General features: G+C 70.6%; 33 protein-coding genes and 1 tRNA gene. 17 read left to right on the top strand and 17 right to left on the bottom strand.

Going from position 1 to position 22,752, the window contains the following annotated elements:
* Positions 1-16: 16 nt before the first annotated feature.
* The 16 genes from ABD329_RS18510 (at position 17) to ABD329_RS18435 (ending at position 11,332) form a co-directional block, all read left to right on the top strand.
* On the top strand, positions 17-1,264 hold the full coding sequence (locus tag ABD329_RS18510) for a glycosyltransferase family 4 protein (RefSeq protein ID WP_198274903.1): 1,248 nt from the start codon (positions 17-19) through the stop codon (positions 1,262-1,264).
* On the top strand, positions 1,261-2,886 hold the full coding sequence (locus ABD329_RS18505; protein WP_198274904.1) for a carbamoyltransferase C-terminal domain-containing protein: 1,626 nt from the start codon (positions 1,261-1,263) through the stop codon (positions 2,884-2,886). Before ABD329_RS18510 ends, ABD329_RS18505 begins: the two co-directional genes overlap by 4 nt.
* Positions 2,883-3,596: a hypothetical protein gene (locus ABD329_RS18500; RefSeq protein WP_198274905.1), complete on the top strand. Its 714-nt coding sequence runs from the start codon at positions 2,883-2,885 to the stop codon at positions 3,594-3,596. The genes ABD329_RS18505 and ABD329_RS18500 overlap by 4 nt, the downstream gene beginning before the upstream one ends.
* Positions 3,593-4,837, top strand: coding sequence for a deoxyguanosinetriphosphate triphosphohydrolase (locus ABD329_RS18495; RefSeq protein ID WP_309142591.1), 1,245 nt, complete (start codon positions 3,593-3,595; stop codon positions 4,835-4,837). The genes ABD329_RS18500 and ABD329_RS18495 overlap by 4 nt, the downstream gene beginning before the upstream one ends.
* Positions 4,838-4,947: 110 nt before the next feature.
* Positions 4,948-5,799 (top strand): ATP phosphoribosyltransferase, encoded by an 852-nt coding sequence (gene hisG, locus ABD329_RS18490; protein ID WP_198274906.1) that lies wholly within the window; start codon positions 4,948-4,950, stop codon positions 5,797-5,799.
* Positions 5,800-6,250: 451 nt separating this feature from the next.
* Positions 6,251-6,499 carry a hypothetical protein gene (locus tag ABD329_RS18485; protein ID WP_198274907.1) on the top strand — a complete coding sequence of 83 codons (249 nt, stop codon included), beginning with the start codon at positions 6,251-6,253 and terminating at the stop codon, positions 6,497-6,499.
* A 100-nt stretch (positions 6,500-6,599) separates the two neighbouring features.
* Positions 6,600-6,887 carry a hypothetical protein gene (locus ABD329_RS18480; protein WP_198274908.1) on the top strand — a complete coding sequence of 96 codons (288 nt, stop codon included), beginning with the start codon at positions 6,600-6,602 and terminating at the stop codon, positions 6,885-6,887.
* A gap of 68 nt (positions 6,888-6,955) precedes the next feature.
* Complete coding sequence (locus ABD329_RS18475) at positions 6,956-7,297, top strand: hypothetical protein (RefSeq protein WP_344316653.1); 342 nt, start codon at positions 6,956-6,958, stop codon at positions 7,295-7,297.
* A gap of 13 nt (positions 7,298-7,310) precedes the next feature.
* Positions 7,311-7,532, top strand: a complete 222-nt coding sequence (locus ABD329_RS18470; protein ID WP_198274910.1) for a hypothetical protein — start codon at positions 7,311-7,313, stop codon at positions 7,530-7,532.
* A complete protein-coding gene (locus ABD329_RS18465; protein WP_198274911.1) occupies positions 7,529-7,876 on the top strand; it encodes a hypothetical protein in 348 nt (115 codons plus the stop codon). The genes ABD329_RS18470 and ABD329_RS18465 overlap by 4 nt, the downstream gene beginning before the upstream one ends.
* A complete protein-coding gene (locus ABD329_RS18460; RefSeq protein WP_198274912.1) occupies positions 7,873-8,361 on the top strand; it encodes a hypothetical protein in 489 nt (162 codons plus the stop codon). The genes ABD329_RS18465 and ABD329_RS18460 overlap by 4 nt, the downstream gene beginning before the upstream one ends.
* An 8-nt stretch (positions 8,362-8,369) precedes the next feature.
* Positions 8,370-8,951, top strand: a complete 582-nt coding sequence (locus ABD329_RS18455; RefSeq protein WP_198274913.1) for a hypothetical protein — start codon at positions 8,370-8,372, stop codon at positions 8,949-8,951.
* Between the two features lie 2 nt (positions 8,952-8,953).
* Positions 8,954-9,313, top strand: coding sequence for a hypothetical protein (locus tag ABD329_RS18450; RefSeq protein WP_198274914.1), 360 nt, complete (start codon positions 8,954-8,956; stop codon positions 9,311-9,313).
* 149 nt (positions 9,314-9,462) lie between these two features.
* Positions 9,463-10,638: a site-specific integrase gene (locus tag ABD329_RS18445; RefSeq protein ID WP_198274915.1), complete on the top strand. Its 1,176-nt coding sequence runs from the start codon at positions 9,463-9,465 to the stop codon at positions 10,636-10,638.
* 2 nt (positions 10,639-10,640) lie between these two features.
* The gene (locus ABD329_RS18440; protein WP_198274916.1) at positions 10,641-10,886 is read left to right on the top strand and encodes a hypothetical protein; all 246 of its coding nucleotides are present in this window, start codon (positions 10,641-10,643) and stop codon (positions 10,884-10,886) included.
* 182 nt (positions 10,887-11,068) lie between these two features.
* Positions 11,069-11,332, top strand: a complete 264-nt coding sequence (locus tag ABD329_RS18435; RefSeq protein ID WP_344316652.1) for a hypothetical protein — start codon at positions 11,069-11,071, stop codon at positions 11,330-11,332.
* Here the strand turns inward: ABD329_RS18435 and ABD329_RS18430 are convergent.
* The 17 genes from ABD329_RS18430 to ABD329_RS18355 form a co-directional block, all read right to left on the bottom strand.
* A tRNA-Met gene (locus tag ABD329_RS18430) sits at positions 11,327-11,403 on the bottom strand. The genes ABD329_RS18435 and ABD329_RS18430 overlap by 6 nt on opposite strands.
* Before the next feature lie 172 nt (positions 11,404-11,575).
* A complete protein-coding gene (locus ABD329_RS18425; RefSeq protein WP_198274918.1) occupies positions 11,576-12,847 on the bottom strand; it encodes a hypothetical protein in 1,272 nt (423 codons plus the stop codon).
* Between the two features lie 101 nt (positions 12,848-12,948).
* The gene (locus ABD329_RS18420) at positions 12,949-13,512 is read right to left on the bottom strand and encodes a hypothetical protein (RefSeq protein WP_344316651.1); all 564 of its coding nucleotides are present in this window, start codon (positions 13,510-13,512) and stop codon (positions 12,949-12,951) included.
* The gene (locus ABD329_RS18415; protein WP_198274920.1) at positions 13,491-14,042 is read right to left on the bottom strand and encodes a hypothetical protein; all 552 of its coding nucleotides are present in this window, start codon (positions 14,040-14,042) and stop codon (positions 13,491-13,493) included. The genes ABD329_RS18420 and ABD329_RS18415 overlap by 22 nt, the downstream gene beginning before the upstream one ends.
* Before the next feature lie 327 nt (positions 14,043-14,369).
* Positions 14,370-15,104, bottom strand: a complete 735-nt coding sequence (locus ABD329_RS18410) for a hypothetical protein (protein WP_198274921.1) — start codon at positions 15,102-15,104, stop codon at positions 14,370-14,372.
* 235 nt (positions 15,105-15,339) lie between these two features.
* Positions 15,340-16,608, bottom strand: a complete 1,269-nt coding sequence (locus ABD329_RS18405; protein WP_198274922.1) for a hypothetical protein — start codon at positions 16,606-16,608, stop codon at positions 15,340-15,342.
* A 206-nt stretch (positions 16,609-16,814) separates the two neighbouring features.
* Entirely contained in the window at positions 16,815-16,961 is a 147-nt protein-coding gene (locus ABD329_RS48245; RefSeq protein WP_425574352.1) for a hypothetical protein, read from the bottom strand.
* 66 nt (positions 16,962-17,027) lie between these two features.
* The gene (locus ABD329_RS18400; RefSeq protein WP_198274924.1) at positions 17,028-17,270 is read right to left on the bottom strand and encodes a hypothetical protein; all 243 of its coding nucleotides are present in this window, start codon (positions 17,268-17,270) and stop codon (positions 17,028-17,030) included.
* Positions 17,271-17,284: 14 nt separating this feature from the next.
* Positions 17,285-17,674: a hypothetical protein gene (locus ABD329_RS18395; protein WP_198274925.1), complete on the bottom strand. Its 390-nt coding sequence runs from the start codon at positions 17,672-17,674 to the stop codon at positions 17,285-17,287.
* Complete coding sequence (locus ABD329_RS18390) at positions 17,671-17,883, bottom strand: hypothetical protein (protein ID WP_198274926.1); 213 nt, start codon at positions 17,881-17,883, stop codon at positions 17,671-17,673. The genes ABD329_RS18395 and ABD329_RS18390 overlap by 4 nt, the downstream gene beginning before the upstream one ends.
* A gap of 41 nt (positions 17,884-17,924) precedes the next feature.
* The gene (locus ABD329_RS18385; RefSeq protein ID WP_198274927.1) at positions 17,925-18,254 is read right to left on the bottom strand and encodes a hypothetical protein; all 330 of its coding nucleotides are present in this window, start codon (positions 18,252-18,254) and stop codon (positions 17,925-17,927) included.
* Positions 18,251-18,961 (bottom strand): hypothetical protein, encoded by a 711-nt coding sequence (locus tag ABD329_RS18380; protein ID WP_198274928.1) that lies wholly within the window; start codon positions 18,959-18,961, stop codon positions 18,251-18,253. The genes ABD329_RS18385 and ABD329_RS18380 overlap by 4 nt, the downstream gene beginning before the upstream one ends.
* Positions 18,962-19,225: 264 nt before the next feature.
* Positions 19,226-20,014 (bottom strand): hypothetical protein, encoded by a 789-nt coding sequence (locus ABD329_RS18375; protein ID WP_198274929.1) that lies wholly within the window; start codon positions 20,012-20,014, stop codon positions 19,226-19,228.
* Positions 20,011-20,391, bottom strand: coding sequence for a hypothetical protein (locus ABD329_RS18370; protein WP_198274930.1), 381 nt, complete (start codon positions 20,389-20,391; stop codon positions 20,011-20,013). Before ABD329_RS18370 ends, ABD329_RS18375 begins: the two co-directional genes overlap by 4 nt.
* Positions 20,388-20,750: a hypothetical protein gene (locus ABD329_RS18365; protein WP_198274931.1), complete on the bottom strand. Its 363-nt coding sequence runs from the start codon at positions 20,748-20,750 to the stop codon at positions 20,388-20,390. Before ABD329_RS18365 ends, ABD329_RS18370 begins: the two co-directional genes overlap by 4 nt.
* Positions 20,747-21,241: a DUF4326 domain-containing protein gene (locus tag ABD329_RS18360; protein ID WP_198274932.1), complete on the bottom strand. Its 495-nt coding sequence runs from the start codon at positions 21,239-21,241 to the stop codon at positions 20,747-20,749. Before ABD329_RS18360 ends, ABD329_RS18365 begins: the two co-directional genes overlap by 4 nt.
* 166 nt (positions 21,242-21,407) lie before the next feature.
* Complete coding sequence (locus ABD329_RS18355) at positions 21,408-21,959, bottom strand: hypothetical protein (RefSeq protein ID WP_198274933.1); 552 nt, start codon at positions 21,957-21,959, stop codon at positions 21,408-21,410.
* 232 nt (positions 21,960-22,191) lie between these two features.
* On the opposite strand from ABD329_RS18355, the gene ABD329_RS18350 reads away from it, so the two are divergent.
* Complete coding sequence (locus ABD329_RS18350) at positions 22,192-22,740, top strand: hypothetical protein (RefSeq protein ID WP_198274934.1); 549 nt, start codon at positions 22,192-22,194, stop codon at positions 22,738-22,740.
* The last annotated feature ends 12 nt before the right edge of the window (positions 22,741-22,752 follow it).

Below are 22,752 nucleotides of genomic sequence, written 5' to 3'. Positions count from 1 at the left end.
CCGGGAAACGGGGCTGGTGACGCATACCCACCAGCTGCTGCGGGGCCTGGCCGAGCGGCATCCGGGCATGCGGCTCGCGGTCACCCAGACCGGTGCGGCCGAGCCGGGAGCCGCGGTCAGTCTGCTCACCCCCGAAGGGGTGCAGGCGGATCTGCGGTACATCGCCACGCGGTTCCCCCAGCTGCAGGGCCCGTCCGGCGCGAAGGACAAGCTCCTGGTGCGCCGGTGGTATGAGGAGCGGATCGACGACCCGGGCAACCCGGTCTGGCGGTCGCTGGCGGAGCAGTATGCCAAGGTCATCCGCGACGCGGGGATCGCGGACCTGCTCCTGCAGAACATCAACCCGATCACCGGTGTCCTCAAGGCCCAGGAGATGGGACTCCTGGGGGATGTGCGGCTCACCGGCGTGGTCCACGACGCCGTGGACGCCGAGCACCGATTCCGATACCTCGCCCGTCGGATGAGCGAGGACACAGCCGGACTGACCCTGATCGCGGTCTCGGAATCCGTACGGCAGACGCTGCTGTCAGCGGGTGTCCCCGCCAGCCGGGTCCGCACGGTCCACAACGGTCTGGACCTCGGGAACTTCGAGGCCCGGCTGCGGCACGCGCGGGAGGCCGAGGTCTTCGGCCGGGTCCGGGACCGCAACTGGCTCTACAGCGGGAGCCGTATCGTGCTTGTCTCGGCCCGCCGGGTGCCCTGGAAGGGGCACGAGGACGTCATCCGGGCCGCCGCCCGCCTCAAGGAGCGCGGCGTGCTGGAGGACACCATCGTGGTGATGAACGGGGCGGGCCTGGTGGATTCGCGGTGCCCCGGCTACGAGGCCGAACTCGCCCGGCTGATCACCAAGTTGGGGCTGAGCGGCAGGGTGGTCCTGCTCGATGCGCTGAGCCCTGAGGAGGTGGCCTCCTGCTACGCCGCGGCGCATGTGGCCGTGCACCCGTCACGGGAGCCGGAGCCGTTCGGATACGCCAACATCGAAGCGATGCTGGCCGGTGTGCCGGTCATCGCAGCCGGACACGGCGGTCCGCTGGAGTACATCGACGATGAGATCTCCGGGCTGCTGGTTCCGCCCGGCTCCCCGGTCGCGATCGCTGCCGCGCTGGAGCGTGTCCTGAACGACGACGCCCTGCATGACCGCCTCGCGCGGGCGGGCAGGGCCAGCGCCGAGCGCTTCACCCTGGACGCCATGGTCGACGGCTACGAAGCCGTGCTCACCGCGGCCGCCGCCTCGCCGGTCGCGGAAGGAGCGGGCGCCCGATGACGTACATCCTGGGAGTCAACGCGGGCCTGGGCATCTTCCATGATCCCGCCGCCTGCCTGGTGGACGAGCGCGGCACGGTGCTGGCCGCCATCGAGGAGGAGCGGCTGAACCGGGTGCGCCATTCGGCCGGGGTGAAGGCGCCGGCGCTGGCGGTCGCCCGGTGTCTGGAGACGGCCGGCATCACGGCGGCCGATGTTGATGTCGTGGCCGTGGGCTGGGATGAGCCGCGGCTGAGTGCCCGCCAGGGCGTCCCCTGGGGCTTCGACAGCCGCCGGGTCCTGCTGGGGCAGCTGGGGTTCTATGGGCCGCGGCTGCCGGATGTGCAGTGCATCGCGCACCACCAGGCGCACGCGGCCTCCGCCTTCTGGGGCAGCCCCTACGATCAGGCGGCTGTCCTGGTCGTCGACGGCAACGGCGAGGACGAGGCGATCTCCATCTACCGCGCTCGGCGCGGTCACCCGCTGGTGCGGCTGGCGTGCTGGCCGCAGGTCTTCAGCCTCGGCCATCTGTACGAGGCGGCTAGTCTGTGGCTGGGGCTCGGGCGGCGGGGTGCGGGCAAGGTGATGGGGCTGGCGGCCTACGGCGCCACTTGGAATGTGCCGGACCCCGGGTGGCTGACCACCGGCCCGCACGGACTGATCTCCACCCTGGGCACCGACAGCCGTCAGGACTACGAGGCGACCAAGCACCGCTGGCACAAGCGCGTCCGCAGCTTCGCCGGGGCGCCTGGGCCGCAGGAGTCCGCGGGGAACCTGGCGGCCGACCCGGCCGCGGTGCGTGTGGCCACCGCGGCGCAGGCGACGGTCGAGCAGGTGGTCGGCTGGCTGGCCGGCCAGGCGCGGGAGATGACCGGCATCCAGCAGTTGTGCATCGCCGGGGGCGTGGGGCTCAACTGCGCGGCCAACGGCCGCCTGCCCGGCGAGGTGTACGTGCCGCCCGTGCCGCACGACTCCGGAGTGGCCCTGGGCGCGGCCTGGTCGCTCGCAGCACCCCGTCAGCCGTCGGTCATGACCGCCTACACCGGCGGCTGGCCCGGCCCGCTGTCCGACGGCCACGGCGCCACCCCGAGGGACCTGGACGTCGACCGGGTGGCCGACCTCCTGGCGGACGGCCACATCATCGGCGTCTGCCGGGGCCGCTCCGAGGTCGGCCCTCGCGCCCTGTGCCACCGCTCCTTCCTCGCCTCCCCGGTCACCTCGCACATGCGTGAGCGGATGAACGCTCTCAAGAGGCGTGAGCAGTGGCGCCCGTTCGGGCCGGTCACCCACGCCGACCCCGGGCTGTGGGAGCCGGCCGGGCACCTGGAGCGGTACATGCTCGGCGCCGCGCGCCTGACCGAGGCGGGCGCGGCCGCGATCCCGGCCGTGGCGCACGTCGACGGCACTACCCGCCCCCAGCGCCTCCAAGCCGCCGACGAGCCCTTCGTCCACGCGGTCCTGGAGGCCCTGAGCCAGCGCGGTCACCCGCCGGTCTTGCTGAACACCAGCTTCAACGGGCCGGGCGAGCCCTTGGTGGAGACCGCCGACCACGCCCTGGCCTGCGCACGACGCCTGGGCGCGACCGCGCTGGTCACCGATGACGCGCTGGTAATGACCGGCGACCGCGCGGCGGTCCCGGGGTGACATCCACGCCCGTGCTGCTCTCACCGCCCGCCGGCTACCGCCTGGTCGGCGACGGCGAGCACAGCCAGGTCTACCGCCGCACCGGCGGCCGGTACTGCATCCAGCTGTTCCGGCCGGACACCGAGCTGACGGTAGCCAGGGTCAACGCGGAGTACGCCTACCTCAGGCAGGCGTACTCCGCCCTCCCCGGCCTCATCCCCGGCCAACACCTGTTCGCACCAGCACCCTGCGCGCCGCTGGCCCGCGCGGTGCTGGCCAAACAGTGGGTGGAGGTGGACGCCAGCAGGCCGCTGAACCGCGTCCGCGCAGCCGACTTGACGCGGGAGACCCTCCACCAGCTGGGCCGGTTCGTGACGGTGACCAGATCCCTGCTCGAGCGGGCGCCGGTGGAGCAGACACTCCTGCCGGACATCATCGATATGCGGTTCCGCAATCTCGCGGTGGACACCGACGGGGACCTGCGGCTGCTCGACACCAACCAGCTGATCAACACCCGCGCGCTGCGGGCCCTGGCACCCGGCCGGACCCTGGACATCGGCCACCGCCGGATCCACGCCGCGCTGCTGCGGCGCCTGATGTATCTGGACGCGGCCTTCCGCGGCCGCACGCGCGCCCAGCTCATCGGCGATCCCCTCTACGCCCGTTATCTCAGTCCTGCCGCCTTCGCGGCCCTGTTCGAGCAGAGCACCGCATCCGGGGAGGTCATGTGACACCACCAACCGGTTACACCGAGCACGACGTACAGCGGTGGCGCGCCGCCGAAACCGACCACGCGGGCGATCCCTTCGTGTGCGACCGGGCGCGCGTGCTGCGCTCGGCCGCATGGCGCACGCTCGGCGGGAAAACACAGTGCCTGGACGCCGCCGAGGCCCCCGCGGTCCGGGTCCGGCTGACGCACTCGCTGGAGGTCGCCGACATCGCCCGCGCGATCGGCACACCCCTGGGGGCCGACCCGCTGCTGCTGGAGACCGCCGGACTCGCCCACGACCTGGGGCACCCACCGTTCGGCCACAACGGCGAGCGAGCGCTCAATGAACTGGCGCAGCCCTGCGGGGGATTCGAGGCGAACGCCCAGAGCATGCGCATCCTCTCCCGTCTGGAGCCCGGGACACACGCCGCGGGCGGCCTGAACCTGACCCGCGCGGCGCTGGACGCAGCCTGCAAATACCCCTGGCGGCGGAGGCCCGGGCTCGCGAAGTTCGGCGCCTACCACGACGACCTCCCCGCGCTCATGTGGGTGAGAGAACAGAGCCCGCCGCGGCGCCCGTGCCTCGAGGCACAGATCACGGACTGGGCTGACGACATCGCCAACGCCACCGGCGACATCGAGGACGCCCTGCGCGCCGGTCTGATCACCCCCGCGCAGCTGGCCAGCCGCTCCGAGCGGGCCGCCGTCGCCGACCTCGCCGCCCACCGCATGACCACCCAGCCCCAGGCCGCGGTCGAGCACGCCGCCGCCGACCTGATGAACCTGCCGCCGATGACCGCACTGCTCGCCGGGCACGACGGCACCACCCCTGCCCGAGCAGCACTTCAGCACCTCTCCGACCAGCTCATCGCCACCTTCACCCAGGCCGCCGTCACCGAGACCCGCCGCCAATACGACGGCGACAGTCTGACCCGCTACCGCGCCGAGCTGTGCGTCCCCGGATGGGCGCGCGCCCAGGTCGCCTGGCTCAAGGCGCTCATCCTGCGCCATGTCATCCACGAGCCCGCGCGGCGACAGCGACGGAACCGCCAGCGCGAACTGCTGGCCGAGCTGTTCGGCTCAACACTCCACCGCGCCCCCGCCACGCTCGACCCCGCCTTCGCGCACTCCTGGACCACCACAGACGATGACGCGGCACGCGTCCGCGTCGTCATCGACCAGTTGGCCTCCCTCACCGAGACCGAGGCCCTCACCCGCCATCAGCTCGGACGCCAGCAGGCATGCCCGGCCACTGCGGGATAGCACCAGACTCGGGAGGGTCAAGGCCGTAATGGCCAGCACGCATCCCTCGGGTCTGCAACGATAGGCGTCCACGTAATCACCCACCGCGATCACGAAGGACTGCTATGCCCATGCTGCGCATCGCCATCCCGAACAAGGGTTCACTGTCCGAGCCTGCGACGGCGATGCTCCATGAGGCTGGCTACCGCCAGCGCAGCGCTTCGAAGGAACTCGTCATCGTCGACGAGCAGAACGACGTCGAGTTCTTCTACCTGCGTCCCCGGGACATCGCCGTCTACGTCGGCTCCGGCCGACTCGACATCGGTATCACCGGCCGTGATCTGCTGTTGGACTCTGCAGCCCCCGCTCAAGAAGTCCTGCCGCTGGGCTTTGCTCGCTCCACCTTCCGCTTCGCCGGAACCCCCGGTACGGCGTCGACCGTGCACGACCTGGCCGGCATGGCCATCGCCACCAGCTACCCCGGCGTGGTGGCAAAACACCTGGCCGAACACGGCGTCGACGGCTGCAACCTCGTCCGCCTGGACGGCGCCGTGGAAACCTCGCTGCAGCTCGGTGTCGCACAGGCGATCGCCGACGTGGTCGAGACCGGCACAACGCTGGCCCACCTGGGTCTAAAGGTCATCGGCGACCCCATCATGGAATCCGAGGGCATCGTCATCCGCCCCGCCGGCGCTCCCACCACGAACGAGAGCGTAACTCGCTTCCTGCGCCGTCTTGAGAGCGTCCTGGTCGCCCGCGCCTACGTGATGATGGACTACAACATCCGCACCGAACACGTAGAGACAGCGGTGGCACTCACCCCCGGCCTGCAGTCACCCACCGTCTCCCCGCTCCACCGCGACGGCTGGTCGGCCGTCCGCGCCATGGTCCCCGCCGACCAGGCGCAGCGCATCATGGACGCGCTGGAAAGCGTCGGCGCCCACGCCATCCTGGCCACCAGCATCCACGCCTGCCGCATCTGAACAGGCGGCTGCCTCTTGGTGAGTGAACCCGACTGCGGCGGCCTGACGAAGCGGGGCCACAAAGGGTCAGGACTCGGGCGGCCGCTGACAGCCGCCCGGGTTTGCCAGGCAGGCAGCGATCTCCCGGTTGTCGACACGGTAGCTCTCGATAGCGGGGAGAAGCTGTTCGAAGATCTCGACGCGCTGGACCACACGGCGGTCGCTGCCCTCAACTCACACAGTTCCACCATTCGACGTAATTCGCCACAAAGGCGACCGCCGTAATGGGCCCGTGCGCGGCCGAACGATGAGTCAGCCGATGGATTGGACGTCAGGGTGGCGCGCAGTCCCTCAGAGAGCCGCACAGCGATTTTTGATCTCTGTCGGACCGCGCTCGGCGCCCAACCGGGTGAACCAGCAGCCCGTGCGCGATGGTGACGCGGCGGCAGCCGCACACGAGTAGGTTCACCTCATGACGCCTTCCGCGCTACTCCTGCTCTGGCTCGCCAACTGGCTGGTGACGTCGAGCGCCGTCGTGTCGTTTGCGAGGAACACGCCCGCCGGGTCGGCGAGTCCACGGATCGACCTGTGGGACTTGGAGGACAACCTGCCTGGTCTGGTGACGCTGCTGTTGGTGGCGTGGCCTGTCGCGCTGTTGCGGCTCCTCTTGGCGGTGCTGCCGTCGCCGACCCGACGCGGCGGCGCGGGACCGCGGCGGTGACCACCACGAGCGGAATCCGGGGGGAGTTTGCCGGGCGGTACGAGAACGCAGAGCGCAGGTAGGGGTTCCGGGCCTGGCGTCGCCAGGCTACCGACGTCCGGTGACTCCCATCAGCCGCAGCGCACGACCCGATCGGGTGATTCTGCTGTCGCGTTCACCGCGCCACACCGCGCGGCAGGTGTGGCGCGCACTTCGCCACAGCCGCGCGTCTTCCAACGCCACAGCAACTCGCCCTACGTTCGACGGCATGGAGATCACACCTTCCGTCCTTGCTGTCCTGCCCTTCACCGTCTCGCTGGTACTGGTGGTGGCGGTGTCACATCCAGACCCCGCGGTGCGCGATCGCGCGTTACGCGTACTGGAGGCCCTGTTCGGCACGCAGCGATAATCAGGCTCGTATAAATTCCCTTATACGAGGCTGCTTGTCTGAGCGGCCCTGAGAGAGGAAGCCGGCCCGTGCCCTTGAACGTCACCGTCGAGCACATCGCTCGGATCCGCGCCTTCCTTGACGCCCGCATCAAACCTCTCCTCGACACGTCCACGGGCAGCAGGCACGGCTACGCCGAAGATGACGCCTCCCGCGGCCTGCGCGCCCTGACAACGGTGGTCATGAACCAAGCCGCCGTCGCCACCCTGATCCCGGGGTACAGCGAGGAGAGGCCCACGTCGCAGCGGTACATCGAGCAGGCGGCCGACACCGCCTGGCGGTCACTGTGCGACATTGCGAGTGGAGGGACCACGCCGACTACCTACCGGAATTCACCCTCGAACCCCACGAGTTGGGCGAGGCCCGCGTGAAGGAGCCCCGGCCGTGAGCTCGACCCCATGCGTCGACGGGCCCGGCGCCGAGCGCGCGGGCACCGCAGACATCGACCGGCTCATCCTGCACGGCGAGCAGCTTCGCGACGAACTCGGCGCGCGGGAGCAGGACCCGACCGGTCACCGGCTGGCGTACGACGAGGACCTGCACGCCGCCGCCCACCGCCTACTGACCACCATCGACCTCCTCACCCGCGATCGAGAGACCCCATGACCACTCCTGCCAAGCTCCCCACCAAGGAGTACGCGGCGCTCCACCAGTTCCTCGCCGACCGGATCGCCGACCTGGGCCCGCGCGCCATGGCGGATCCGTTCGTCGCCGGCGTCAACGCCCAACTCGTCATCCACGGCGACCTTTTGCGCTACCGCGACCACGGCGCCATCGATGTACGCGACGCCGGGTTCATCGACGGCATCGGCCTGGCGCTGCGCCATGTCGCCGCCCGCTGGGACACCCACCCCGGCTTCCAGCCCCACTGGGCACCGCCACGCGTCGAGGTCGAGCAGCTGCTCGAGTTCGGTGACCGTTACCGCGCCACGGCGCACCCGGACTCGTGAGCACCGCGAGCGCCGAGCGGCGCGCCGCCGAACGCGCCGGCCTGTGGAAGGCCGCCCGTGGGAAGCCCCCGCACTACAGCCGGGCCCTGTTCGGCGCCGGTTGGACGTGTGTCGCCTGCCCGCTGGACGACTGCGACTGGCACCACGACGACCCCGTCACCCACCCGAGCGACCCGGCCGACCTGGAGACCAAGGTGCGCGAGCACCTCGAGAGCCACGACCTGGTCGACTTCCTGCGCTCGCTCCAGACCGCGCGCACGGCAACTGAGGCCGTACGGGAGTCCAGCGATCGCGCCTGGGATGTCGTCAACCTCCACCGGCTGCGCGCCGTCCACCGGGGCGAGCACCCGACCACCGACCCGGTCGCGCAGATGCTGTCCGCCGCGCTGGTGGGCACCGCCGAGCACGAGGACGTGCGCCGCGAACTCGCCACACTGAGCGAGGGCGTGGCCGGCGCCCAGAACATCGCCTCGGGCTCCCGGTGAAGGCCGCCGTGCCTCGTACTCACCGGTGCGACGCTGCCTGCCACTGCTCCGTCCACGGCACCCCGCTGTACTACTGGTCCGCGGGCGACCTGCACGCCTGCCAGAGCCCCAACTTCCGCTATGCGCACGGCATTTCCGCCGAGGCGCTGGCGGCCGACCAAGGATTGCCCATGACCCACGACCCCGACGTCTTCAGCCGCTTCCTCGCCGCACGCCGCGCCGACCCGGACCGCATCCCGCCGCGGGCCGTCCCTCTCGCCGGGACGCTGCGCGGTGCCCTGCTCGACAACCGGCCGGCAACCACGGTCCCGGACGCCGAGCTGCGGCGGCTTCTCGATGGGCTCCCCGACGATCCCACCCCGGCCGCCTACGACGAGGACCAGGCCCTGGGCCGCCTCGCGATGACGTCCGACGCGCTGCGCATGGCCCTCGACAGCCGGGAGGCCGGGCCAGCGGACAGCGTCGCCGGCCGCGATGGCGAACTGCACCAGCTCACCCGGCGGGTGCTCGATTCCGTCGCGGTCGTCCTCACTCAGCGCGAGCCGTCCATCGCCGGCCCGGCCGACCAGGCGCAGCCGGAGGGGAGTTGAGCATGGCCGCCTCCACCGACGTACGGCACCCGATACTCCCGGAGCTGTATGACCGGATCGACGCCTTCGTCCAGGCCCGCCTGGACGAGGCCCGCAAGGACCTCCCAGACCTGGGGGACGCCCCTCCCTACCGCGACGCCGACCTGGCGCTGGACGCTCTGCAGTACCTGGCCACCCGAGCGGCCTCCACCGCCGACCTGCTCCGGTCCGGCGTGCACGTCCATCCCGACCCAGCCGTACGAGGGGCCCGGGCCGAGGAGGCGTGGGAGACCCTGCGGCACATCGCCCGCCGCTGGCACACCCACCCCGACTACAGCCCCGACTACGCCATGACCTGGCGCGACCACACCGCTTCACCCTGACCGCCGAGCGGTGTGCCGCCCAACACACCGCTTACCAGCACAAACAGTGATCAACTAGTAAGGAAGCGCCTGCTCCCGGCGTTGCCCGCTCCCGAAAGGCTGCCCGCCCATGCCCGTCGCTCCCGCCCCGGCCGCGGCTCGGTGACGCCATGACCCCGGCCCACGACACCGAAGGCACTGACCTCGAGGTCGTCGAGGTCGTCGAAGCCGAGCTCCTCGACGACGACCGGCCGCCATCCGCCCTCGCGCCGACGGCACCCAAGTCGCTGATGGACCAGCACACGATCCTCTACCCGGGCCAGCCCATGCCGGCCACCGCGGACGGCCCGCAGTACACCCGGCGCGACTACGAGGTGTCCCCGGAGACCGCACGCCGGCTGGAGGAGGAGTCGGCGCCGCACAACACCGGCCGGAACTACCGTAACCAGCGGCGTCTGTTCGCGGAGTGGTGCGAGTCCATGGGCCGAGTAGCGCGGCCGTGCACCACCGCGACGTATGTGGAGTACTGCGCGCACCTGATCGCTCGGGAGATGCGGCCCAACACCATCAGCACCTACCTGTCGGCCGTACGGACGTGGATGCCGGACGACAAGAAGCCGGGCACCGGCCTGGCCCGGGCCATGCTGCGTGAGTACCGGAAGAGCTGGAGCAAGCGCAACCGCGTCAAGAAGGCACCGGCGATTACGGCCGCCATGGCCCGGGCGATGGTCGACACCTGCAACCTGCGCAACCCGATCGGGCTGCGAGACCGGTTTGTGCTGCTCGTTGGGCGCAAGGCGCTCAACAGACGTATCGAGCTGGCGAACCTGACCATTGAGGACCTGACGGTCGAGGACGGCGGCGTGGCCGAGTGGGTCGCCTACTCCAAGACCGACCAGGACGCCCACGGCGAGGAGACCTGGGTGCCGGCCGATGCCGACGACCCGCGGTATGACCCGGTGGAGGCAACCCGAGATTGGTTGAACTTCCTGCATCGGCTGGGTGTGGACTCCGGGCCGGTGCTGCGAGCGCTGACGGTCGCCGGCACACTACAGTCCCGGGTCACCGCGACCACCCGCGGCGACTTCGTCACCGGCGACGCCGTCAACGACTGGATCCGCGGCCGGGCGTACGCCGCTGGCCTGCCAAACTGGCAGGACATCACAGCGCACGGGCTGCGCCGCGGCGGCGCCCAGGAGATCGCGGACGCCGGCGGCGACCCGACCAAGCAGGGCCGGTGGGCGGAAGGCTCGGCCACGGTGAAGAAGGAGTACCTCGACCGCGCGCAGAGCAGGGCCGAGAATCCCTGGCACAAGGTCGCCGAGCAGCAGCGCACCGGGGCGTAGCGATGCCCGCAGAGAGACCGTTCCGCATCACCGTGACGTTCACCCCGGGCGGCCCGGCCGTCTCCGGCACCTGGAGCAACCCGGATACGGCCGAGGGGAAGTTCCACGAGTGGGCGCGCAGCCACGGTGGCCGACCCGGCGCGGCCGTCACGCTGTGGCTAGAAACACCGGACGGTCTGGAAGAGCTGCGTACATGGACGGCGGAGCGCGGCGAAGTGGTACACCGCGAGACACCTGACGCCCGCTGATTCGTAGGCGCCACCGCGCGGTGGCGCCTACGAATGCAAGGCCCGCCCGGCTCGCCGCACCATATGCCCGGGGATGCCGAGCGGTGCCGCGCCGTTCTTCCTCGCGGTGGAGTGTCGGCGGGAGGTGGCAGGATCGACTGGCCGCGTGAGGCGGACGGCGCTGACTCCTCGGCCCTGGAGCAGTGGTTCGCGAAGCACGGCTGGGAGCCGGACCCGTCTTCATGGCCGGCGCGTTCGGCCGCGCCGTGCAGGTGCGCCGGATCGGCGCGGCCTGGCAGGACGGCGAAGCGGGGCTGCTGATCCTGCCGGGCGAGACGGTCGAGTACGACGGAGAGCGGATGCAGATCGCATCGCGCCAGGCCGCTGCGGGCTCCGCCCGTAGGACAGCAACCCCGTTATGCGACGGCCCCTTCGACATGGCATCGAGGGGGCCGGTGCGTTGGTAGCGGGGACAGGATTTGAACCTGCGACCTCTGGGTTATGAGCCCAGCGAGCTACCGAGCTGCTCCACCCCGCGTCGGTCTGCCCACCTTACACGCGAGCGCGTGAGCAGAGCGAACGATGGTGCGCAGGGCCTCGCGCACGTCCACGTTCCCTCGCCGCGCCCCGCCCGGCAACGTGGTTGTGGGCGTCGTCGGCTTCCTCCTCGACCGCCGGACCCCGCGCGATACAGGGGCGGGCCCTGGCCCCTAGCTTGCGGATGGAGGAAGCTTCCACGCGTCTGGGGCGTCCGGAGCCTCAATATCGTCGTACGTGGTCCGGTACGCCTCGAGGTTGGCGGCGTAGTGCGTACGGCCGGCGTCGGTCACGTGCAGGACCTTCAAGTCCTCAGGCCAGACCTGCGAACCGTCAGACCAGTAGCGGCGTCCGGGCGGGTACAGCCACTGGTAAATCTCCGTCTCGGCAGCGAGCGGGCCGCTGCGGAACCCGAGCAGCTTGGCGGCCGCGGTGGAGCTGCGGGTGATCCGGTGTACGTGGTTGGTAGTGATCCCGGCGGGCAGCGCCATCAGTGCCTCCGGCGGCTCGCTGCCGAAGTTCTTCCAGTATGCGGGCCACTCCTTGCGGATCCACAGCTTGTCGTCCAGGTCGTTGCGGACGAGGGCGACCAGGAGCTGAAACGGGGCCCGGGCGAGGAGGCCGCGGGGCTTGCGCACCTTGTGGTCGTCGAGGCTGCTGTGGGCATCCTCGGGCAGCTCCTCGGGAACGGGGGCGTCGATGTCCGGCCACAGCTCGGCGTAGCACCTAACGTGCTGCTCGTAATGAGCCTGGCCGGCCGCAGTGAGGTACACCCGGTACTCCGTCGGATAGATCATGTGGCCCGGGTACATGGGGCTCTCGCGCGGCTCGCCGTTCCGGACGCACTTGGTTTCGACGAGCGGGCCGCCCGGGCGTCGCTGGTCGCGTTCAAGGAAGAAGCGGGCCTTTTCCGACGGGGCGCGCTCCTCGGTGGGGGTGCCGCGCGGCGAATCGGTGGGCATCCCCGCAGGGCCAGCCCGGTAGAGGCGGACGAGGTTGGACCACAGCCACTCGGAGAGCAAGCCGCGCGGCGGCGACTTCGGCGCGGTGTGGCCAAGGCCGGCGCGGGCCGTGGCACGGCCGAGGGTGGTCAGCTTCACCCGGACGCGGGGGATCATGCCGAGGATGGTCTGGACGTAGTCCTCCATCACCTCGATCAGCAAGCGGCGGCGCAACGCGGCGAGGGATGATCCGGCACCCTGGTCGTGCTCGTCCTTCTGCGCGAGCGCATACTGGATCGCCGTGCGGCCCACGACCTCCTTCGGGGCCTTGAGGCTGAACGTCTGCCAGCGCCATTCGCTGGCCGGCGGGCCATGGCCCCAGTCGAACGCGCCACCCTTCTGGTTCGCTTCCGCGTCCTGGTCGGCGTTGTAGATCACCGTGAGGTACGTCTGCTGGCGGGGGTTCAGTTCGGCCCACAGGTCGGCTGGCTGAGGACGTGGCATACGAGCACCGTAGCGGCGGGAGCCGACAGTGCGGGCCAGGCCGGGTGCGGAGTGGTCGGCGGCGGGAAGCCGGGGCGAGGCCCGGCGCTCGGCTGCCACCATCACCGCCGGGCCGACGCGTCAGCCGGCCCTTGCTGGACGGCCACTTCGCGCAGCGCCGCGGTGGTGAGCGCGATGACCCCGGCGATGGCCCGCGGGTCGTCGCGCAGCTCATAGACGATGTCGAGCATCTGCTCCCGGCCCGCGCTTCCGTACGGGACCTGCTCGAGTACCCGCTGGACGGTCGCCCGGGCCCGGGCGGTGGCGGCGACCTGGTCCTCGACGTTGCGCAGCTCCTCGTCGAGCGCCGTACCGAACAGGGCCCGCTGCTCCACGGCGGCCGTCAGGACGGTGAGCGCGTCGGCGTCCTGCGGCACCAGGCGGCCGAGGTCCGGAACGCCGCCGGGGGCGCGCAGGTGGTCCGGGCAGTCCTCGAACACGATGACGGCCAGGCAGAACTGGGCCACGTGCAGCGTATGGAAAGGCGAGAAGTCCTCGGCGTGCGCCGCGAGGACCGGCAGTCCGGCCACCAGCGAGGCGCCGGGCTCTGCCTGGGCCAAGGAGTACTCGGCGGCGCGCTGTTGCACGATCGACCAGTAGAGGTTCATCGGCAGTCCTCGTCCCACGCGTCCTCGTCGTATCCGCTGGCGTCTTCCTGTGCCTCGGCTTCAGCAGCCCAGCGTTCCTCATCGGCCGCGTCGAGCGCGTACTCCAGGCTCTTCTCCGCCTGGGCGTCGTACGGCTCGCGGGCCTCGTCGGCCATATCCGCCCAGTACGCGGCCTCTTCCTCGGCCTCGTACTCCGCGCGTTCCTCTTGGGTGAGGGAGGCCAGCCACGCCTCGTGCTGCGCTCGGTCGGCAGCAGCACGCGCATCGAAGTAGCCTTGCCAGATGTGGGCGGGGTGGTGGGGGTCGTCCGAGCAGCCTCCCCATCCCCATTCGTGCATACGGTGGCCTGCCGGGCGGGCGCAGTGGCCTCCGTCGATGGGGTGTACGAGGCCCGAGCAGACCAGGACGAGTTCCTTCGACGGGGCACGGCGGCGCTGGCCAGGCAGCTCGGCGAGGACGTCAGGGAAGCGGCGGCCGGTGTCCCGGGCGATCCGCCGGGCGCGGCGCTTGAGCTGGTCGTTGCCGGTCTTGGTCACGGTCGTCTCCACGCGGGACCCCACGCCTCCCGCCGGACGTCGCGTGAATGGGCGCAGCCGGACGGACGGGTACTACTTGGTGGTGCTGCGCGGGACCCGACTTCGGTCCTTGTCCGGCGGCGCTGCCCCGTTGCGGCGTGGGCGCGGGGCGGCAGCGGAAACGGCGGTTCGCGTCATGCCGTGGTCCACACGGTACCGGCTGTCACCGACAGTGGGGCAAGACCGCACGCTGTTGGTCGGACTTTGCACGAGTGGGCCAGACGCTCGCCGAGGTTGAAGAGACCCGGGAAGGCGCCATCGGACGGTACCGGCACGCTGACGTTGAGGCTACGTCTGTGCCTAGTCCGTGACTCGTGCCTGCAGTCCGGCCGCCGCGGCATCGATCCGCCGGTGCACTTCGGGTACCAGTGCGAGCGCCGCAGACGCCACGGCCGACTCCGGCTCCGGGTCTGCCAGAACAGCAAGAAACGCCGCCAGCGCCTCCATGGGAGCGAGCCGTCGCTTCCACGTCTTACGGGCCTCGTTGGCGGCGTACCGGGCCGTCAGGATCTCCACGGGCGTCATCGGCGCCTCGCCGGGGCCCTCCGCCTGCAGCAGGGGCGCGACTCCGTTCTCGCGGACGAAATCGACGATGAGGTCTTGCGACGGCCGGCCGGAAATGCTGTCGTCGCAGATGGCCGCGAGGCGGTCGGCCAGCACCTGCTCGCGCTTGTTGCGGGGCGCCGGCGCCCTGCGCTTCTCCAGCCACTGCCTGACGTCCCAGTCGTTGGGGTAGTACCCCTCCCCAGGAGGCAGCTCCTCGGTGGTCATCGTGAGCCGGAGGGTCGCCAGTGCCCACACGAAGTCGCTGTACCCGCGAAACAGCGTCGCCTCGCCCAGGACCTCAGAGTCGATCTCTGTGGCGGCCCGGGTGAGTTGAGCGACCGTGGGACCATCCGTCCACCGCAGGAACCACTTCGCCGGCCGGTAGTACTCGTCAAGTTCGGCGCGCACGGTGTCCGGCGGCAACTCGAAGCGCTTGGTGAGGTCCCGCGCCAGGGTGTGCAGTCGCTTGGCCCGGTTGCTGACCGGCATCGTCTGTTGCCCTTCATGAGAGGAGGGTGCGGTTGCCCAGTCTGGCAGGACTGTTCTCTTGATGAGTCCCGAAGGTTGTCGATGTCGGTGACGGCGGTACCCCGACCCGGTGGTGGCCTAGGCCACCACCGGGTCGGGGTACCGCTGACTCGGGCGCCGCTGCCATGGCCAGGTGGAGCAGCCACTCCTGTACGGCGGCGATGGCTTGGTAGGACGGCCCGGTGCTTTCGGCTCGTTACGTCAGTTCCCCGGTGGGGGGCGCCAGTTCGGGATCGGCGCCGATGGTGTGGGTGTGATAGACGGCGGCGGTGACGAGGTCGGCGTACAGCTCGCGAACGGCCGAGGCGGTGAACTTGCCACGCAACGCGGCCAGCACGTCCAGGGAGAGCGCAGCGTGCTGGTGCTCCTCGGGCAGGCCGGGCCAGTAGCGGTTGAGGACGTCCCGCGCCGCGTGGAAGGCGTCCGTGATGACATGCTGGTCCTCGTCGACGTCGGCGCCCCAGGGTCGGCGTGCGGTGACCACGACCAGAGCGTCGATGGTGCGCCAGCCGGGAGGGGCGTCTCCGGGGCGCGCCGTCGCGTTGGGGGGCTGGACGAAGACGTCGGCCCGGGCGTCGTATTCGGTTCCGTCGCGTTCCAGCGCGCCGATCGCCCGAGCGACCAAGGCGGCGAAGAGCTGCTCCATGGTGGAGTCGCCCACGAGGCTGGGGTCCGGCTCGCTGGGGATGGACGCGTTGAGCAGGAACGCGGTCGCGGCGATGGTCTCCTCGCTGTCGTCAAGGAGTTCTGCCGCGCCGCGGGCGCGCTGGGCATCTGCGGGGCTGTTGCTGTGTCCGGTGGCCCAGCTGGCGTACGGTGCGGCGTTCCGGCGGGTCCAGGGGTCGGCGATGCCGTGCCAGCCGGCCTGGTCGACGAGGCCGCCGAGGACGTACGCCAGGTTCTCGGCGACTTCGACCACGGTCTCCCCGGTCACCCAGCGGCTGAGGATCGGGGCGATGGTCTCGAGGGCGGCCGGGTCCACGGAGGTCTTCGGCACGCGGGGGCCGAGGTCCAAGGTCATCTGCAGCACGATGACGGACTCGGTGGAGCCGGGGCGGCCAGCGACCAGGTCCTGCGGCCGACCGGTGGCTTCCTCGGCGGCGGTCGCCGCGGTGTGCAGGGCGGCGATGAGGGTGGACAGCGCGGTGGGCCCGGCGTCTGCCAGGGCCTGGCGAATGCTGGGAAGGTCCCCGTCGGCGGGCACGTCAATGTGCCGGACGGGGCCGGCCTGCTCGGTGATCTCCTCGTACGTGCGGGTCTCGTTCCAGTCCAGGCTGCGGGTGCCGTAGGCGTTGGTCTCCCCGGAGGTCAGGTACCAGCTCTCGCCGTGGGCGTCGACCAGGCGTACGGGGTAGTCGCTGGACTGGTTGGTGGTGTCGACCTTGCGGGCGGCCCGGGCGCGACGGGCGCCAGTGCGTGCCATCTCGGCGCGTGCGGCCCGGTCGCGGGCGCGGTTCTTGGACATCGTCCCTCACTCCATGCCGGTACGCCCCACGCGCGTACCGCTCACGAGGCGGACGCTGTTCTCGCACGATGCGTCAGGGACGACTTGCCGGATACCGGGGACCGGCGTGGGCTCACGTCCCCATCACGGATGCCAGGCGGTCGCGCACCGCCAGCACCAAGTCTATGACCTGGTGAACGTGCCGTCCCTTAGTACGCGCCGCATCGTCACGCACCCGGCAGGGCGTCCTGCTCGACGTCGAACCGGCCGGGCATCGGGGCAGAGACGATGCCGCTTCGGCACCTTCGGCCACGGGCCCATCGCCGGGACTCCGAGTCGGTCAACTGCGCCCCGCAGTCGAGACAGGTGACCACGGGGCGGTGCTGGAGTACAGGGATGGGGAGCAGTGTCTGCTCGCCGTCATCGTGCTGGTCCACGGGTCACGACTGGCGGGCTGCGGCGACCTTGCAGAAGCCGACGATGTACTTGTCGGGCACGTCGCTGGGGAAGTCGATGGTCCAGCCCTCGGGGCCGGTGAGGCTGGAGTCGCCGCTGCCGCTGGTGACTCCCCATACGGCGCCGTTCTTCCGCAGGAGCCCCAGGGGGTTGTCCGCGTCGCCCTCCCAGCCATCGGTCTCGAGTGCTTCGGTCACGTCGAGGCGGGAGTTCCAGGTGCCGGCCATAGCTGTTCGTCCTCTCATTGGAAATCTGCGGCGCGCAGGCCGCTGTCGTCGGGGCGCCAGGTGCAGCGGTGGATGCCGGCGGCGCGCTGTCGCTCGAGCATGGCGGCGATCCAGACCTGGTCGGGGTGGTGTAGGGCGAGGTCGGCCCAGGCACGGGGGTTGAGGTACAGAGGGTTGCGGCGGTCGCCGCAGTCGCAGGGGCAGTTCGGTGGAGGGTCGAGCAGCACATTGACGCCGTGGCAGCGGTGGTGGAGGTGCTCGGCGCACGGCGGGCAGGCTCCGGCGGGGATGACGAAGGTGTGGACCCACTGCGGCGGTTCGGCCGGTCGCACGGTGGCGGCCGGCCGGGCCAGGCGGCGATGGGTGGTGCGGGAGCTGCGGCGTTCGGTGAGTTCGTCCTTCAAGGCCGGGGCGCTCCGGTAGACGGGGTATCGATGCCTCGGACCCCGTCCAGCAGCTTCTCCGCGGGGATCTGCACGCTGCTGCCCGTCCGCCAGCCGTCTCCGTCCGGTGGGTTGCTGACGGAGAGCTCGAGGACCGCGCGTCCGGCCTCGTCGGTGGTGCGGGTGATGAGCAGGTTGAAGCCGTCGGGGTCGGTGTACGTGAAGCTCATGTGTCGTGCCTCCGTGTTCTGGAGAGGGGTCGTCCTCCGGTTCAGCGGCCGGTCCGGCGGTGGGCGTCGGCCAGGATCTGGTTCGCGTTGGGGTGTGCTCGGACGGCTTCGGTCAGCGCGTCCCACCAGGTGCCGGCATACTGCTCCGCAGCTTCCTTGGTGCGCAGCTTCTCTTCGGCGCGGGCCAGCCGGGCGCCGAGCTTGTCGCAGGTGCACTCGGCTTCGGGGTCTTGCACTCGGGCCATGCACCCGGGCATGAGGCAGAGGTCGCCATCCGGGTCCGTCCACCAGTAGCAGCCGGCCGGGACGGTGTCCGGGGTGACCGCGACGGGGGCGGCGCGGTCTCCGAGCGCGGACTGAGTGGTGGTCACCGTGCTCGCCGGGCGGCCAGGGCGAGACGCTGCTCCCAGGCGCGGGCGGCGTCGCCCGGTGCGGTGCCGGCCCGGGTCCGGAGCACCAGCCACAGGTCGCGCTGTTCGGCGAAATACGGGTGATGGTTTGGGGTTCCGTACCCGGCTGCGACGAGCTGTCGCCAGGAGTCCGACGTGAACTGGGAGCGGCAGGGCGTGCACAGCAGCTGGCCGACGATCTCGTTCGGTGTAGCGCCGGTGCAGTCAGTCGCGCACCGAAACCGGTCGCTGCAGTGGCAGGCAAAGCACGCCCCGGGGCCTTCGGGGTACTCGCGCTGCGGCCCCTTCCACAAGCTGACGTGGTACACCGGCGCAGCTGGCCAGCGGTACTCACAGTGGCGGCAGATGTGGTGCGGACCGCCTACCCGGCGTCCGGGCCCCCAGGACAACGTGGTGGAGCGGCTGAGCCGACCGCAGTCCGGGCACTCTTCCTGGACGGCAACGTCCTGGTAGTCCAGCCCGTCGTGGCTGATCCAGGTCACCGGCTGGGCGTGGGGGTCATCGGCGGTGCTGTCGTCGATGAGCCAGGCGGAGCGCTCCTCCGGTCCGCCCTCGACGGCCGTTCCCCAGGTGCGGCGTGTGTGGTGTGCGGTCAGGTCGCTCAGTGCGTCGCAGGGCACGATGCGCCAGTCGCACTCGCGACGGTAGTAGGCGTTGAGCGCGGCCAAGACCTGGCGGTCGGTGGGGTGACCGAGGGCCAGGAGCCGTTCGCCTTCCTCTCTTCGAGTTCGTCGTAGGCGCTGGTGGGCATGGTCTCGCATTCGCCGACCCGCTGGTCCCAGATCTGGGCGCCGACAACGTTCTCGGTGAGGGTACGGACGGCAGCGAGTTGGTTGGGCACGGTACTCCTGAGTGGGGGTTGGGCCGCCGCCCGGGTGGGCGGCGGCGGGATGGTGCGGTCTGGAACCGGGACCGTGGCCGGGTATGCACTTTCAGGTGGTGGCCAGTTGGGGGCTGTCGAGTCCGGCTCCGAGCAGCAGCGCGCGGATCGACTTTTCGTACTCGCCCGAGCGGATGCGGTCGTGGAGGAGCTGGCCGGCGACCAGGCAGCGGGCGCGCAGGCGGATCGCGGCGGCGACGTCCGTGTCGGCTCCGGCGTCGGTCGCGGCCTTCTCCGCGGCCGCCCCGGCGAGCGTGTAGGCCGTCTTGAGGCCGGCCGCGCGTCGGGAGTACCGCGCCTTGAGTGTGCCCAGTCGCACGGCACGGGTGTCGTCCAGGCGCTCGTCCCAGGCGGCGTACTGGCGGCGGGTGCCGTCGGGGTCGGCGTCCCAGGCGTCGGCCCACTGCCGGGCGAGGTCGGGCAGCTGGGCGATGGTGTTGAGGACCTTCTCGCCGCGGTGCCCGAATGCCCGCCAGGCGTCGGTTTCTTCGACGACATGGATCTGGTGGGACATCAGCCAGTACGGGTAGGTCTCCTCGCCCCAGCTGCCGGTCTCGCCGCGCGGCTGCACGACGAACAGCCGGATCGGCCAGCCCTCCTCGATGCGCTCGAGGATCTCGCCGGGCTTGGTGTACATGTGGAAGTACGAGAACGGCGTGTCGGTGTACCACTTCCTCCCGGGGCTGGGGTGGTCGATGGTCTGGCCGACGTGGTCGGCCAGGTTGACGGTCGTGATGGTCTCGCCCCGCTGGGTGTAGCACCGGGCGAGGTACTCGCAGCTGGGCGGGACGGTTCCGTCGGGTCGGGTCGCCATGTAGTGGACGACCGGGCGTTTGCTCATAACTCCTCCTGGAGCAAGTCAAGTTGTTCGGTGTGCGTCGGAGCGGGGCTGGGCGGAGGTGGGGGCTGGTGGCAGTGGCAGTGGCAGTTGCAGCGGGTGTGGCATTTGCGGTCGGCGAGGTAGACCGTGGCGTCGCTGCGGTTTAGGCCGAAGGAGCCGCGGCATGGAAACGGGCCGAAGCCACCGCCGATGACGGTCTCCGGCTCGGTGCCCCACCAGGCGACCCACTGGTCGTGGCCGCAGTCGCCGTGCGTGCCGTACCGGCAGGCGTTGGAGATGCCCTGGCAGGAGCATTCGGGCCAGGCCGGGGGGATCTCCAGCGGGGCGAGGACGTGGTCGCGGATCCAGGCGGCGTCGGCCGGGGCGAACGGGGTCACCGGAACCTACGGACCGGTGCTGCTGGGGCCTTCGGGGGCTTGGGCACCTCGGGCTTCTTCACGACCGGGGGTTTCTTCGCGGGCGGCGTGGGGCCTTTCGGCGCGGTGGCCCCGTCGTGTACGCCCAGCTGGCCGGGTTGCTGACCGGGACCCGGGGTGTTCCGGTGCGGCTTCCGTGCGCGGGGCGCCGGGACGATGCACGGGCGGCGGCTGCCGGTGGGGACGAGATCCCCGCTGTGGGTGTGTGTCATCTGGCAGCGCGGCACGGCGTCGGTCTTGCCGCTGCTGGCGTCGCAGCCGACCAGAACGGCGACGAGGGTTCCGGCGGCGGCCAGCGTGATGGCGGTCCGGGTGGTCAACGGGTTCTCCGGTTCTTCGTTGCGGTGAGTGAGTCCAGGATGTGCTGGAGGAGGGTCTGTCCCTGCCGGGCGCGGGAGGCGTCGACCCGGCGGCGGGCGAGCGCTATGTAGTGCTCGGTCTCGCGGGGCTCGGCGTTGGCCCACTGCAGGAGGACCTCGATGTGGCAGCGGAGGTGTGCTCGGCAGGGGCAGGCGAGGTCCTTGCCGCGCAGCAGCGGGAGGCGGTTGAGGACCTGCTCGCGGCGGATGTCGTCTTCGTCGCTGTCGAGGTGGGTGCGATCGCCGGACAGCCACTTGCGGTACAGCTCGACGACGGCCTCGTGGGCTGCCGCGCGGTCGCCGGGCTCGGCCAGCTTCAGGGCGTATGCCCAGTCGAGCGTGAACGGGTTCCCGAGGTACTTGGTAGTGCGGTCGGCGATGATGGCGCCGCCTCTGCGCCAGCCGCGGGTGCGTTCGCGGACCCTGCGCCGGGGCGTAACTGCTGTGGTCAACGGGTCCTCCTGGGCGGATGTGCCGGGCGAGGTTGATTGCGGGGCAATCAGCGGCTGCGAAATCGGGACTGTTGGCTGGAACGAAGATCCGATACGCTTGCCGCGCCGTACGCGGCGTGTGGATCTTGCGGGGCCGTCACCTGAGGTGGCGGCCCCTGCGCATCCATCAGGGTCGGTCGTTGACCTGCTTGATGAGCTGCCCGATGTGCAGCACCGCGGCGGTGAGGCCGTTGACCGCGGTCACGATGGCCTCGACCTGGTGGTTGTTGAGGCGGTCGGCGTTCAGCCCGTCGATGGCGCGCAGTGCCTCGCTTCCGAGGTGACGGTGCGGAGCCGGGGGCTTGGGGGTCTCGTGGCGCGCGGCTGCGATGTCGGCGATGGAGTTCAGCAGGCGCACCCTGCCGTACTGCGGGTTATGGGTTTCCCAGTCGGCGGTGTGCAGTTCGATCTGCTGGCTGGTCTCGTCCCAGAAGGCGCGCACCTCGTAGGTGCCCTCGTCGAAATCGGGTCCGACGAGGAGAGCGCCCCGCAGCCGGCCCGCCTCGACGTGGGCGGGGTTCAGCGGTTCGATGCCGAGCTTGTTGAGTTGGCTGTTGATGTTCTCGGCGAGCCGCTGGAGGTGCATGATCTGGTTGGCGCGCTCGGTGAGCTGCTGTTGCTCGTACTCCACGACGGCGGCACTGAGCCAGGCGGGCACGGTCGCGGTGGATTGGGTCATGTGGTCCTCTTCGACAGAACTGCGGGTGATGGTGGGCTGGACGGACCACACCATAGCTGAAACCCGTTGCTTACGTATAGGGTTTTAGTTATCGTGGGGCCGCCGGGACGGTTGGGGCGACATGCACCAGCCGGAGATCTGGCACCGTTCTGCGAAAGTGAGGACACCAATGTCGATCCCCACCGCGCCGGCACGAGCCCGGCGCGCCCCGCCATGGAGAGGACCCGCCGCTGTGGCCGACGAGCAGCCCCCCGTCATTCGACTGACCGACCAGACCTCCTACGAGGTCACCGCCGAGGGCGGCGCAGCGAAGATCGTTTCTGATTTCGGCATCCTCATCGGCGACTCCGCCGCCTTCGGTGCCCTGGCCAAGGCCGCCGGCCGCGCCGTGTGGGCGGTCCGAGATGCGGAGAACGACATGCCGCCCCGTCCGCTGTACATCCCACAGGAGGTCAAGGAGGCCGCCGAGCGGAAGGCGCGGTCCGAAAGGCGTGACCTCGCTGTCGTCATGCGCGACGGCTTCAAGCGGTACATCGACGGCGGTATCGAGCCGGTCAAGCCGAAGCGGGCCCCTCGCCGGGCTCCTGGCGAGAAGCCGACCAAGTCGTTGCCGAGCGCGAGCCTGCGTATGAGCGACGAGGACTGGGCGCCCATCGAGTCCCGCTGCAAGGCAGACAAAGAGCGGCTGAATTTCCTGGTCAACCCGTCCCGGGTGATCACTCAGTACCTGCGTGACGACTACTGCGCCGACGACACCACGCTGCACCCGGCGCCGGAGTAGCAGCACCGCGCG

Source organism: Streptomyces javensis (genome assembly GCF_039525925.1).
Classification (GTDB): domain Bacteria; phylum Actinomycetota; class Actinomycetes; order Streptomycetales; family Streptomycetaceae; genus Streptomyces; species Streptomyces asiaticus.
Note: the sequence above shows the minus strand (reverse complement) of the source record. Positions and strands in the feature narration are given on the sequence as shown.